Source organism: Streptomyces sp. NPDC021080 (genome assembly GCF_044333225.1).
Classification (GTDB): domain Bacteria; phylum Actinomycetota; class Actinomycetes; order Streptomycetales; family Streptomycetaceae; genus Streptomyces.
This window is the reverse complement of sequence record NZ_JBIRQM010000012.1, coordinates 189,920-202,945: the sequence shown is the minus strand read 5'-3', so window position 1 is coordinate 202,945 and position 13,026 is coordinate 189,920. Positions and strand designations below refer to the sequence as shown.

The 13,026-nt window shown below is 72.4% G+C and carries 8 protein-coding genes and 1 riboswitch; of the genes, 6 read left to right on the top strand and 2 right to left on the bottom strand.

What is annotated here, in order from left to right; all coding sequences use genetic code 11:
* The first annotated feature begins 67 nt into the window (after positions 1-67).
* Together ACH4S8_RS28585 and ACH4S8_RS28580 are read left to right on the top strand one after the other, a co-directional pair.
* Entirely contained in the window at positions 68-1,423 is a 1,356-nt protein-coding gene (locus tag ACH4S8_RS28585) for an SWIM zinc finger family protein (RefSeq protein ID WP_398398964.1), read from the top strand.
* 125 nt (positions 1,424-1,548) lie between these two features.
* The gene (locus tag ACH4S8_RS28580) at positions 1,549-3,165 is read left to right on the top strand and encodes a DUF5691 domain-containing protein (RefSeq protein WP_398398962.1); all 1,617 of its coding nucleotides are present in this window, start codon (positions 1,549-1,551) and stop codon (positions 3,163-3,165) included.
* A 357-nt stretch (positions 3,166-3,522) separates the two neighbouring features.
* Here ACH4S8_RS28580 and ACH4S8_RS28575 read toward each other — a convergent pair whose 3' ends face one another.
* A complete protein-coding gene (locus ACH4S8_RS28575; protein WP_037626795.1) occupies positions 3,523-3,939 on the bottom strand; it encodes a cobalamin B12-binding domain-containing protein in 417 nt (138 codons plus the stop codon).
* 787 nt (positions 3,940-4,726) lie between these two features.
* Between ACH4S8_RS28575 and ACH4S8_RS28570 the strand changes: the two genes are divergently transcribed.
* Together ACH4S8_RS28570 and ACH4S8_RS28565 are read left to right on the top strand one after the other, a co-directional pair.
* On the top strand, positions 4,727-5,590 hold the full coding sequence (locus ACH4S8_RS28570) for an esterase/lipase family protein (protein ID WP_398398960.1): 864 nt from the start codon (positions 4,727-4,729) through the stop codon (positions 5,588-5,590).
* 263 nt (positions 5,591-5,853) lie between these two features.
* Positions 5,854-7,506: a M23 family metallopeptidase gene (locus ACH4S8_RS28565; RefSeq protein ID WP_398398958.1), complete on the top strand. Its 1,653-nt coding sequence runs from the start codon at positions 5,854-5,856 to the stop codon at positions 7,504-7,506.
* Between the two features lie 97 nt (positions 7,507-7,603).
* Here ACH4S8_RS28565 and pcrA read toward each other — a convergent pair whose 3' ends face one another.
* Positions 7,604-10,090: a DNA helicase PcrA gene (gene pcrA, locus ACH4S8_RS28560; RefSeq protein WP_398398956.1), complete on the bottom strand. Its 2,487-nt coding sequence runs from the start codon at positions 10,088-10,090 to the stop codon at positions 7,604-7,606.
* A 425-nt stretch (positions 10,091-10,515) separates the two neighbouring features.
* Positions 10,516-10,684: riboswitch (cyclic di-AMP (ydaO/yuaA leader) on the top strand.
* A gap of 7 nt (positions 10,685-10,691) precedes the next feature.
* Between pcrA and ACH4S8_RS28555 the strand changes: the two genes are divergently transcribed.
* Positions 10,692-11,873: an NlpC/P60 family protein gene (locus tag ACH4S8_RS28555; RefSeq protein WP_398398953.1), complete on the top strand. Its 1,182-nt coding sequence runs from the start codon at positions 10,692-10,694 to the stop codon at positions 11,871-11,873.
* A 136-nt stretch (positions 11,874-12,009) separates the two neighbouring features.
* On the top strand, positions 12,010-12,999 hold the full coding sequence (locus tag ACH4S8_RS28550) for a tellurite resistance/C4-dicarboxylate transporter family protein (RefSeq protein WP_398398951.1): 990 nt from the start codon (positions 12,010-12,012) through the stop codon (positions 12,997-12,999).
* Positions 13,000-13,026 lie beyond the last annotated feature (27 nt).

Sequence of the window (13,026 nt, the reverse complement as noted above, 5' to 3'; positions counted from 1 at the left end):
GCACTCCGACCTGCGCAAATGTGCTCGCGAAGGTCGATTGTCAGTGGCGGGATCTACCTTCGATGGCATGACACAGCAGGCGGTGCGCTGGACGGCGGATCAGGTGCTGGCACTGGCGCCTGACGCCGCGTCGCGCAAGGCGGGGAGCAAGCTCGGCGCGGCCGGACCGTGGTCGGAGGCGGGCACCACCGAGGAGGGGACGGTATGGGGACTGTGCAGGGGAAGTGGCAGCAAGCCGTATCAGACGGTCGTCGACATCGCGGACTCGGCGGGTCCCGCTTACAAGTGCAGCTGCCCGAGCCGGAAGTTCCCGTGCAAGCACGCGCTGGGGCTGCTGCTGCTCTGGGCGGGGGCCGACGGAGCGGTGCCGTCCGGGCAGGCACCGGACTGGGCCGCCCAGTGGCTGGAGGGAAGACGCAGGCGCGCCGAGGACAGGCCCGCGGCGGGCGCGGGATCTGGAGCCTCCTCGACGGCTGATCCCGAGGCGGCGCGGCGCAGGGCCGAGCGGCGGGCCGAGCGGATCACGGCGGGGGCGGCCGAGCTGGAGCAGCGGCTGGCGGACCTGCTGCGCGGCGGCCTCGCCTCCGCCGAGCGGGCGGGGTACGGGATGTGGGAGGAGACGGCGGCCCGGATGGTCGACGCGCAGGCCCCCGGTCTGGCGTCGCGCGTACGGGAGTTGGGGGCGATCCCGTCGTCGGGACCGGGCTGGCCCGTGCGGCTGCTGGAGGAGTGCGCGCTGCTCCATCTCCTCGACCAGGGCTGGCTGCGGCGCGAGCGGCTGCCGGACGACCTGGCCGCGACGGTCCGCTCCCGCGTCGGACTGCCCGGCTCCGCGGACGGCCCGCCGGTGCGCGACCGCTGGTTGGTCCTCGCGCAGTACGACGTGGCGGACGCCCGGCTCACGACGCGCAGGATCTGGCTGTACGGCGCCGAGTCCGGCCGTACGGCGCTGCTCCTCTCGTACGGCGCGGCGGGCCGGGCACCCGAGCTGGCGCTTCCGGTGGGGCTGGCCTTCGAGGCGGAGCTGTCCGGGTACCCGGGAGCCGGCCAGGTGCGGGCGGCGCTGGGCGAGCGGTTCACCGCCCCGGCACCCGCGGCGATACGGCCGGCGGGGCTGACCACGCACCGGGCCGCCGCCCGGTACGGAGAGGCCCTGCGCTCCGACCCCTGGCTGGACTCCTGCCCGGTCACCCTGGAGCGGGTCGTCCCGGTCCCGGACGGCGACTCCTGGCAACTCGCCGACGCGGACGGCGAGTCGGCCCTTCCGCTCAGCCCCGCCTCACGGTCCCGCCCCGAACTGTGGCGCCTGGTCGCCCTGTCCGGCGGCGCACCGGTCACGGTCTTCGGCGAGTGCGGCCACCGCGGCTTCACTCCGCTGACGGCCTGGCCGCAGGGCGAGGGCGCGGCGGTGCCGCTGTGCTGACCGCGCTCGCCGCCTCCGCCGCCGCCCTGACCACCCTCATCGCACTCGCCACCCTCGCCACCCCGGCCGGCGGCCCGGTGACCGGCTCCCGCTGACGCGCTCCGTACGGAAAGGACAGGACGCTCATGAACACGACCCCGGCTTCGGCGGGCGCGCCCGCCGGCGGTTCCTGGGAGGAACTCGTCACCGTGGCGCTGCTCGGCACCGAGCGGCGCGCGCTCGGGGGACGACACCCCGGGCAGCAGGCTCCTGTGGCGCTGCTGGACGCGGCGGCCGTGGAGACCGTGCGGCGGCGGGCCGGAGTGCGGCCGGCCCGGGCGGCGGCCCGTCCGGAGCCGGCGGCGCCGGACCCGAGAACCGCGCTGCCGCCCGCCGCGGCCCGAAGGCTGGCGACGCTGCTGGCGGACCGCCCCGGCGCGGGCGGCGGGGGCCGCAGGGGCGCGGCGCCCGACCTCATGGAACTGCTGCCCCAGTGGCTGGCCCTGGCGAACGCGCGCGGATTCGCCGCACCCCCGCAGACCCTTCCGGCGCTCCTCGACGCGGCCCGGGGGCGCACGGACCTGCGGCCCGCGGCCCTCGCCTTCGCCGGGCCGCGGGCGCTGTGGCTGGCCCGGCTGAACCCGGAGTGGCGGTTCGCGCTGCGTTCCTCGTCAGGAGGCGCCGCCGCACCGCCGGAGGAGCCCGACCGCATACAACGGCTTTGGGAGGAGGGCCTGTTCGCGGAACGGGTCGCGCTCCTGGCGGCGGTGCGGGCCAAGGACCCTTCCGCCGGACGCGAGTTGCTCGCCGCGACCTGGGCGACGGAACGGGCCGAGGACCGGCTGATGTTCCTCGACTCGCTCCGGTCCGGGCTGTGCGCCGAGGACGAGGCGTTCCTCGAACGGGCCCTGGCCGACCGCAGCCGCAATGTGAGAGCGACGGCGGCCGAGCTGCTGTCCGCCCTGCCGGGGTCCGCGCTCGCCGCGAGGATGGCGGCCAGGGCGGTCTCCTGCGTGGCCGTCGACCGCACCGGGGGGACACCGGTGATCGCGGTCGAGGCGCCGCACGAGTGCGACGCGGCGATGGAGCGGGACGGGGTGGTGCCGAAGCCTCCGACCGGCCGAGGTGAACGGTCCTGGTGGCTCGGCCAGTTGGTCGAGGCGGCACCTCTCGCCACCTGGCGGGAGCGGCTCGGCGGGCGTTCTCCGGAGGAGGTGGTGGCCCTGCCCGTGGCGGACGGCTGGCAGGGGGAGCTGCATGCCGCGTGGTGCCGGGCGGCGGTGCGCCAGCGTGATCCCGCGTGGTCGCGGGCGCTCCTCGGGGCACCCTCCGCTCCGGAGGCCGGGGGGCCGGGGGCGGTGTCACTGGCCGAGCGGGCCAAGCTGCTCGCCACGCTGAGCGCCGGGGAGCGGGCGGAGTGGGTGGCCGGATTCATCGGTACGCACGGGCTGTCCGAGGCATTCCAGCTGCTCGGGGTGTGCGCGGTGCCCTGGGCGGGGGGCCTCGGGCAGGCGGTGATCGACGCGCTCGACATCGCACGGGACGCGGGGAGTTTTCCGTGGAGCTTCAGCGGGGTGATGGGGCTCGCCGAGCGCTGCCTCGACCCCGCGGAGGCCGGGCGGCTCGAAGGTCTCACCTCGGTCCCCGGCGAGTCGGAGCGCGCGGCACCGGGGGCCGGTGACTACTGGGCCGAGGCCTTCCAGCGGCTTGTGACGACCCTGCGGCTGAGAGCGGTCATGTCCGCCGAACTCACGGTGCCCTGACCGCCCCCTTCCGCCACCTCGCCTCGCTCGGGCGACGGCTGCCGGTCCGGTCCGGGTCCCGACCCGGACCGGACCGGCAGCCTGCCGCACGTGCCGGCCGCGATGCCGGCCGGCCCCGCACCCCGGCCGACGCCGGGTACCGGCCCGACCGCACGGCCCGTCGCCCGCTCCCCGGGCACCAGGCACCAGGCACCAGGCACCAGGCACCGGAGAACGGTGTCCGGGTGACGGCGAGGGACCTGCGGCGCACGGGACGGCGGAGGCACCTGGGAGTCACACGGGCGCGGCGAGGGCACCCGGCGGTCGCCCGGACCAGCGCAGGCCCAGGCGGTCACACGGCGTGGCGCGGGCGCCCGGTCAGGCGCCGGCCGGCTGCCGGACGTTCGCCCGTACCCAGTCCACGATGGACACCGTCGTCGCGCCCGGGGTGAAGATCTCCGCGACACCCTTCTCCTTGAGCGGGGCGATGTCCGCCTCGGGGATGATGCCGCCGCCGAAGACCTTGATGTCCTCGGCCTCGCGCTCCTTGAGGAGGGCGATGACCGCCGCGAAGAGCGTGTTGTGGGCACCGGACAGGATGGACAGACCGATCGCGTCGGCGTCCTCCTGGATCGCGGTGTCGACGATCTGCTCCGGGGTCTGGTGAAGCCCGGTGTAGATGACCTCCATACCGGCGTCGCGCAGCGCCCGCGCGATCACCTTGGCCCCGCGATCGTGGCCGTCGAGCCCCGGCTTGGCCACCACCACGCGGATCGGACCCGCTGCCACACCCATCACTGCCTCCATGAACGGACTACTTCAACCTGCAACCGACGAAAGCTGCCGACACATGCCTGCGACGACCACCGCGGACGACGGCCGACGACCGATCGATCGTTCACCGACTGACCAGTATTGACTACCTGTTGTCACCAACGGGTGCCCGTCGACCGCGCCGACTACTGACCATCGACACATATCGCTCAGTTTTCCGCTCGCCACACCGGATCACTCCCGATCACCGATCGCACCAAGCGGCACAGGCGTCCCGGGCCCTTTCGGCCCGGGAAGTGAACGAACGTTATCGCCAGCATCCCGCAACCGGCAGTTTCGCGGTGGAGAGCGAGGGGGAAATCACACACTGGGACAAGTTCGCCGCGCACGGTTCCGTATCGCGGCACTGGCGCCGCAGCGACCTGCGGCGTACGGGCCACGGCCGGAGCGGGCGCAAGAAGAGCCGCGACCAGGTGGCCGCACCATCGCGTCGTCAGCGGGACGGCGTGGTGCTGGGGCACATCGGGGACGGCACGACAACGGGGAGCGAGGCCGGACACAGGAGGATCACGGGAACACGAGGACGACTCCACGCCACGACGCGAAGCCGGCGCATCCAGCACGGCGGATCGTCGGGGAGCCGGGGTCGGCGTCGTATTCCGCGCTCTTCGGCCGAGCACTCCACAGCGTCACCGGTCTCGCACGCCGCGGACGCGCCGTCGGCCGCCTCCGTCGCCGACGTCACGGCTTTCCACTAGGGCACACGGGGGACGGAGTGGTCCTCCCGCGTGCCGACTGGAGGTCGGCCATGAAGGTCACCGAGGCTGCGTCGCCCTTTCTGCCCCTGTGCCAGCGCCTGTTTCCGACGAAACTGGCGGGGCTCTCGGTGGCCCTGTTGAAGGCCACGGCCCTGGAACTGGCGATCCTCGCCGGGCACCTCCTCCTCTATCCCTCCGGCATCACCCAGGAACGCCGCACCGGACACCCGCTCCCCTCGCCCGACGTGGCAGCCCCGCTGCCCACGGAGGCCAAGCCGCCGGTCGTCCTGCTGCACGGCTTCATCGACAACCGCTCCGTCTTCGTCCTGCTGCGCCGCAACCTCGCCCAGCACGGCAGGCAGCACGTCGAGTCCCTCAACTACTCCCCGCTGACGTGCGACATCCGTACGGCGGCGGAGCTGCTGGGCCGGCACATCGAGGAGATCTGCGAGCGCACCGGCCACGACCGGGTGGACATCGTCGGACACAGCCTCGGCGGGCTGATCGCGCGCTACTACGTGCAGTGCCTCGGCGGCGACATCCACGTCCGCACCCTCGTCACGCTCGGCACCCCGCACTCGGGCACCCGCGTGGCGCCCTTGATGAACGCGCACCCGATCGTGCGCCAGATGCGTCCCGGTTCCCCGGTGATCGAGGAACTGACCGGTCCCGCTCCGGGCTGCCGGACGCAGTTCGTCAGCTTCTGGAGCGATCTCGACCATCTGATGGACCCGCTGGAGACGGCCTGCGTCGAGCATCCCGACCTGCTCGCCCAGAACGTCCGCGTGAGCGGTGTCGGCCATCTCGCGCTTCCCGTGCATCCGGCCGTCGCGACCGGAATCCGGCAGGCACTCGACATCGAGATGCCGGGCTCCCGCGCCGCGGCCCGGAGGGGCGGCCTCACGGTGGCGTGAGAGCGGCACGGAGCGACTCAAGGGTGGCCCGAGGGCGGCCGTCGGGAGGGCTGACGGCCGCCCGACGGCGCTCCCGGCACCCGAAAAACTCGAACGTTTATCGAACGCCAGGCCAAGGCCTTGTCCGCCCGCCCCCGAAACACGGCTGAATGCCCGTTTCCCGTGAAGGGGAAACCTGCCGAAGATTGTCGCGCCCGCATACCGCCGGGTACAGTCGCCGCACTGCTCTGCCAGCCAATGTTGTCTAGGCGAAAGAGAAGTTGGTGAACGACCGTCACCCGTCGGGGATCGCGACTCCCCCGGCTCCGGCTTCCGACGCCGCCTCGGCGCTCTACGCGCCCTATGGCGCGCAAGAAGCCCAGTACGGCGACTTCACCGCGTACGGCGACCACTCCGCCACGGCTTTCGACCCGGGCGCGAACGCGGCCTTCGCGGGCACGGACTTCGGCGGCGACCCGCTCTTCGGCACCATGCCGGGCGGGGCCGGCACCGGCTCGTACGACGCCACGCAGTGGGGCGCGGGATACCAGCAGCCGCTGGGCTACGACCCGTACGCCGCGCAGCACACCGGCTACGACACCGGCGCCCACGACACGACGGCCTGGACCAACGGCTACCAGCAGCTCACCGACATCCCCGCGCAGCACCCCGGCCCCGACTCCTCGGGCCAGTGGGACGCGAACGCCTGGATCCAGCCCGAGCAGCCGCTCGACGGCACCCAGCAGTGGACCGTGCCGGCGCAGCAGACGGGCTCGTACGACGCCACGCAGTGGAACAGTGCCGGCGGCCAGGACGCGTACCAGGGGTACGAACACCCGCGGACCGAGATGTACGAACAGCCGCAGGGCGAGTCGTACGAGCAGTCGCAGGCGGAGTCGGCGTCGTACGGCCATGAGCTCACGCAGCTCGACATGACGTACGAGGGACCGTCCGGCCCGGCGGAACCGGTTCCCTTCGACCAGCAGGCGACCGCGACCTTCGACCGGGCGGTCCACGACCCGCTCACCTCCGACGAGGACGAGGACGAGTCCGAGGCGGCCGAGGACTTCGCGGACACGGACGGCCCCGACGACGACTACGACCCGTACGACGAGTCGCACGAGAGGCCGCTGCTCGACGGCGTGGAAGAGGTCACCCCGGTCCGGCGTCCCGCGCCGCGGAAGGCGTCCCGCTCCCGGCGCCGCAGCCCCGCGAAACGTTCCGCACTGCTGACCGTCGCGGTGCCCTCGGCCTGTGTGATGGGGGTCGCGGGGATCGCCGCCGCCTCCGTGGGCGGTGTCGGCGGCCTCGGCGGGAACGACTCGAAGGACACGACGGCCAGCGCCTCCGACGCGACCGCGGTGAAGCCGTCGGCCGCCAACATCAAGCTGGACTCCCAGCTCCAGAGTCTGTCCGCGGGCGCGAACGACTTCGCCGACCGGGCGAGCCGCACGCAGGAACGTATCGACCTCAAGACCCAGCAGGCGACGGAGAAGAAGAAGGCGGCGGAGGAGGCGGCCCGCAAGGAGCGGCTGCGTCCGAAGTTCGTCCTCCCCGTGATGCAGCGGGGCCTGAGCGCCTACTTCGGCCAGGCCGGCATCAACTGGATGTCCGTGCACACGGGCATCGACTTCCCCGTCTCCTACGGGACGCCGGTGATGGCCGCGACCGACGGGACCGTCCGGACGCAGTGGAACAGCGCGTACGGCAACATGCTGATCCTGACCGCGATGGACGGCACCGAGACGTGGTACTGCCACCTCTCGACGTACAAGGTCCCCTCCGGCACCGTCGTCAAGGCCGGTGACCAGATCGCCTTCTCCGGGAACTCCGGCAACTCGACCGGCCCGCACCTGCACTTCGAGGTCCGCCCGGCCGGCGGCGCGGCGATCGACCCGCTGCCGTGGCTGCGCAGCCACGGCCTGGACCCGACGTAACCGACCGGGCCGAACGACGGCCGCCGGAACCCCGGCCGTTCTCGGACGGCCCGGGGTCCCCGCGATCCGGTCCCGCGACGGCGAGCGCTCCCGCGGACTACAGCTTCTCCACCGGCGCGTACCGCAGCAGCAGCCGCTTCGGCTTGGGCTCTCCGAAGTCGACCGTCGCCTCGGCGTTCGCGCCCGTCCCCTTCACACCGACGACGGTGCCGAGGCCGAACTGGTCGTGCGTGACCCGGTCCCCGACGGCCAGCGAGACCACCGGCTTCTCGGTGGCACCGCGCCGGGTGGCGAACCCGGAGGCACCCGAGGCCGCGGACCGTGAACGCGAGGACGACAGGGAGGCGGCGACACCGGAGACGGGACCGGCGGGCCTGGACGCCGTCGCTCCCGTGCGCTTCCAGTCCAGATGGGCCGCCGGGATCTCCTCCAGGAAGCGGGAGGGCGGGTTGTACGAGGGCTGCCCCCACGCACTGCGCATCGAGGACCGGGTGAGGTAGAGCCGCTCCCGCGCGCGCGTGATGCCGACGTACGCCAGGCGCCGCTCCTCCTCCAGCTCCTTGACCTGTCCGAGCGCGCGCATGTGCGGGAAGACGCCGTCCTCCATGCCGGTCAGGAAGACCACGGGGAACTCGAGGCCCTTGGCGGTGTGCAGGGTCATCAGGGTGATGACGCCGTTGCCGTCCTCCTCGTCCGGGATCTGGTCGGAGTCGGCGACGAGCGCGACCCGCTCCAGGAACGCGGAGAGTCCGGCCGGGGTCTCGCCCTCGCCGGTCTCCTGCTCGAACTCCAGGGCCACGGCGGCGAGTTCCTGGAGGTTCTCGATCCGGGTCTCGTCCTGCGGGTCGGTCGAGGCCTGCAACTCGGCGAGATAGCCGGTGCGTTCGAGGACGGCCTCCAGGATGGTGGCCGGGCCCGCGCCGGACTCGACGATCGTGCGGAGGTCCTCCATGAGCGTGTTGAACCGCTTGACCGCGTTGGTGGACCGCGCGGCCATGCCGTAGGCCTCGTCGACACGGCGCAGCGCCTGCGGGAAGCTGATCTTCTCGCGCTGCGACAGGGCGTCGATCATCGCCTCGGCGCGGTCGCCGATGCCGCGCTTGGGCACGTTCAGGATGCGGCGCATCGGGACCGAGTCCTCGGGGTTGGCCAGCACCCTGAGGTACGCCAGGACGTCCCGGACCTCCTTGCGCTCGTAGAAGCGGACGCCGCCGACGACCTTGTACGGCAGGCCGACGCGGATGAAGACCTCTTCGAAGACGCGGGACTGCGCGTTCGTGCGGTAGAAGACCGCGACGTCGCCGGCCCTGGCCTCGCCCGCGTCCGTGAGCCGGTCTATCTCGTCGGCGACGAACTGCGCCTCGTCGTGCTCGGTGTCCGCGACGTAGCCCGTGATGTTCGAGCCCGCGCCCGCGTTGGTCCACAGGTTCTTGGGGCGGCGGGACTCGTTGCGCTCGATGACCGCGTTGGCGGCGGACAGGATCGTCTGGGTGGAGCGGTAGTTCTGCTCCAGCAGGATCGTCGTCGCGTTCGGGTAGTCCTCCTCGAACTGGAGGATGTTGCGGATGGTCGCGCCGCGGAAGGCGTAGATCGACTGGTCCGCGTCACCCACGACGCACAGTTCGGCAGGCGCCAGGTCGTACGCGCCGGGCGATCCGTCCGCGGGGTGCCCGGAGGTCCCCACGAGTTCCCGGACGAGCGCGTACTGCGCGTGGTTGGTGTCCTGGTACTCGTCGACCAGGACGTGCCGGAAGCGGCGGCGGTAGTGCTCGGCCACGTCCGGAAAGGCGCGCAGGAGGTTGACCGTGGTCATGATCAGGTCGTCGAAGTCGAGCGCGTTGGCCTCGCGCAGCCGCGACTGGTACATCGCGTACGCCTGGGCGAGGGTCTTCTCGAAGCCGTCGGCGGCCTGCGCCGCGAAGTCCTCCTCGTCGATCAGCTCGTTCTTCAGGTTCGAGATCTTGGCGCTGAAGGACTTCGGCGGGAAACGCTTGGGGTCGAGGTCGAGATCACGGCAGACGAGCGCCATCAGACGCTTGGAGTCGGCGGCGTCGTAGATCGAGAACGACGAGGTGAAGCCGAGCGACTTGCTCTCGCGGCGCAGGATGCGCACGCAGGCACTGTGGAAGGTCATCACCCACATCGCGTTGGCGCGCGGGCCCACGAGCGCCTCGACGCGCTCCTTCATCTCGCCCGCGGCCTTGTTCGTGAAGGTGATCGCGAGGATCTGGCCGGGGTGGACGTCGCGCTCGCCGAGCAGGTGCGCGATCCGGTGGGTGAGCACGCGGGTCTTGCCGGAACCGGCGCCGGCCACGATGAGCAGCGGGGAGCCGGAGTGCACCACGGCCGCGCGCTGGTTCTCGTTCAGTCCGTCCAGCAGGGCCGCCGGGTCCACGGCGGGCCTGGGCGCGCCGTCGCGGTAGTACGCGTCCCGGTTCGGCGGCAGGTCGAACTTCCCGCCGAACAGATCGTCCGGAACCTGCTCCGGTACGTGCTCGTCCTCGGGCGGTGGCGGGGGTTCGTCCTCGTGGGCCGCGGAGGGCTGGAGGGCCGCCAGGAAGCTGTCGTCAAAAAGGCTGCTCATCGCTCTCCGAGTCTAGGCCGCCCCACCGACAGCCCGCCGCCACCTCGAGAACTCGGCCCGAAGTCGTGACGAGGCGCCCGGCGGACACCAGGGGGACTACCGGCAGACACCAGGGACGCCCCCTGCCTCCGCCGACAGCCCACCCCGCAACAGTGCGCGACCGTACGGGCACCTGACGTGAGGGGGCCGACCGACCCGCGGGCGGGCCATGCACCCCGGCACCCTCGGCACCCCGGCACCCTCGGCCGCACCTGCCGCACCTGCCGCACCTGCCGCACCTGCCGCACCTGCCGCACCTGCCGCACCTGCCGCAATGGTCACGAAAACGTATCGGACGTATCGGGCATCAACCTTCACACGGGCCACACCGGTTGGCTAGCGTGCTCGAAGGCCGCTCGACCGCATCCGGCGAACACCGCCGGGCCGGGCGGCCTCCGCCGAGTCCGGTGCGCCGCGAGGCCCTGGAGCCGGGGACCCACCGATCTGGGGTGAATCGGTCCAACCGCCTTGTGGGGCACGGACCGTAGGGCAGCCTTCCGGAACCTCCCGCCCGAACCCGACAGCTAACTCGGTAGGCGGATGACGGAAGGAGTCGCCTCTCTTGGCGTCACATCGCAAGGCGCGTCCCACCGGTGCGCGCATCGCAGGCATACGGACCCCCGCCCTCGCCACCGCGGCCCTCACCTCCGTGGCCCTGCTCTCCCAGACCGCCAACGCCGCCCCCTCGGCCGAGCCCCGGCCCAGCATCGAAGAGGTCTCGAAGAAGGTCGACGGCCTCTACCACCAGGCCGAGACCGCCACCGACAAGTACAACGCGACCCGGGAGAAGACCGCCGAGCAGCGCAAGCGCGTCGACACCCTGCTCGACGACGTCGCACAGCGCACCGAGAAACTCAACACCGCGCGCGCGGAACTGGGATCGTTCGCCGCGGCGCAGTACCGCACCGGGGCCGCAGCGCCCGACACCGCGACCCTGCTGCTCGCGGACAACCCCCAGGACTACTTCGACCAGACTCAGCTGATGAGCCGTCTGACGACCCGCCAGAAGGCGGCCGTGGACGACTACATCACGGAGCAGGCCGCCACCGCCAAGAAGCGGACGGAGGCCACCGAGAGCCTGGAGTCGCTGACCGCGTCGCAGAAGGCGCTCAAGACGTCCAAGGCGGATGTGCAGCGCAAGCTCTCCGAGGCCCGTGACCTGCTCTCGAAGCTGAACTCCGAGGAAAAGGCGCGGCTGGCGGCGATCGAGAAGAAGAAGCAGGAACAGGCCGCGGTCAAGGCGGCGGAGCTGGCACGGCAGCAGGCCGCCGCCGAGAAGACCGCGCAGGCGCAGTCGTCGTCGGACGGCACCGCCGACTCGACCACCGGGTCGCCGGCCGGGTCGTCGGCCGGGTCGTCGTCGGGATCGACGCCCGCGGGCTCCTCGTCGAAGGCGGCCGAGGCGCTCGCGTTCGCCCGCGCGCAGATCGGCAAGCCGTACGTCTGGGGCGCCACCGGCCCGGACTCCTACGACTGCTCGGGACTGACCCAGGCCGCCTGGAAGGCCGCGGGCGTCAGCCTCCCGCGCGTCACCTACGACCAGGTGAACGCCGGCACGACGGTCTCCCTCGCCGACGCCCGGCCCGGCGACCTGGTCTTCTTCTACGACGACATCAGCCACGTCGGCATCTACATCGGCGACGGCATGATGATCCACGCGCCGAAGCCGGGAGCGTACGTCCGCGAGGAGTCGATCTACTACGACGGCACCTCGGCGATCCACAGCGTGGTGCGCCCGGCGTAGCCCGGGACGTAAAAGCCCCTCTCGCGGGGCACGCGCGCGGGGATCCGCGGATCCTCTCGCGCGTGCCCCGCGTTTTCGCCCCCGCCCGAGCGTGCCCCACCCGCAAACCGTCGCGGAGGTCCCTAGCATCGGGCGCATGCCAGACACACCGGACATGCCGGACGCCATCCCGCTTCGCGCCTGGTGGACCGGGTGGGCACCCGCCGCCGGGGCCGCCGTCATGGCCACCGGCATCCTCTCGATCGGGCTGCACCTGACCGGCCACGAGACCCTCTCCCGGATCGCGCTGGTTCTCGCGTCGCTCGCCTGGATCGGGCTCGCCTCGGACTTCCTCGCCCGGCTGGTGGGCGACCGGGAGCACTGGGTGCGACGGGCCGGCACCCCCGCCGGGCTCGACGCGGTCGCGGCGACCACCGTGCTCGGCACCCGGTTCTCGGCGCTGGGGTGGCGGGGGCTCGCCGAAGTCCTGCTCGCGCTGTCGGCCGTGCTCTGGCCGGTCCTGCTCCTGGCCGTCCTGCGGCACTGGCGGCGCCGTATGGCCGGAGAGGTGTTCCTCGTCTGCGTGGCCACGCAGGGGCTCTCGGTCCTCGGGTCGGCGATCGCCGTCGAGGCGGGCTCGGACTGGCTCGCGCATGCCGCGATGACGCTGTTCTGGGTAGGGACCGCGCTCTACGTGCTCTCGTTCGCGTCCTTCGACCTGTGGGAGGTGAGGAAGGGGGCCGGGGACCACTGGGTGGCGGCCGGCGCGCTGGGCATCTCGGCGCTGGCCGGGGCGGGACTCGTCGCGGCGCACGACGTCGATCCGTACCTGTGGAACAACGACGACCAGGGCGTCCTGCGCGCCACGACCGGCGCGCTGCTCGCGCTCGACCTCGCCTGCTACGTCCTGCTGGCCGTCGCGGAGGTGGTGTGGCCGCGGCCGCGGTACGACGTACGGCGCTGGTCGACCGTCTTCCCGATGGGGATGACGGCGGTGGCGACGCTCGCGGTCGCGGTGGTCCTCGACGTCTTCCGGCTCAGGGGGCCGGGACAGGTGCTGCTGTGGATCGCGGTGGCGGCGTGGCTCGCGGCGGTCGTGGGCACCGCTCTCGCCTTCAGGTCCGCCGTGCGGGAGCGAGGGCGCTGATCAGGTACGGAGGGCGTCGATCAGATA

Coding starts and splice junctions, on each gene's coding strand:
- ACH4S8_RS28585 (WP_398398964.1), top strand. CDS start 68: ATGACACAGCAGGCGGTGCGCTGGACGGCGGATCAGGTGCTGGCACTG.
- ACH4S8_RS28580 (WP_398398962.1), top strand. CDS start 1,549: ATGAACACGACCCCGGCTTCGGCGGGCGCGCCCGCCGGCGGTTCCTGG.
- ACH4S8_RS28575 (WP_037626795.1), bottom strand. CDS start 3,939: ATGGGTGTGGCAGCGGGTCCGATCCGCGTGGTGGTGGCCAAGCCGGGG.
- ACH4S8_RS28570 (WP_398398960.1), top strand. CDS start 4,727: ATGAAGGTCACCGAGGCTGCGTCGCCCTTTCTGCCCCTGTGCCAGCGC.
- pcrA (WP_398398956.1), bottom strand. CDS start 10,090: ATGAGCAGCCTTTTTGACGACAGCTTCCTGGCGGCCCTCCAGCCCTCC.
- ACH4S8_RS28550 (WP_398398951.1), top strand. CDS start 12,010: ATGCCAGACACACCGGACATGCCGGACGCCATCCCGCTTCGCGCCTGG.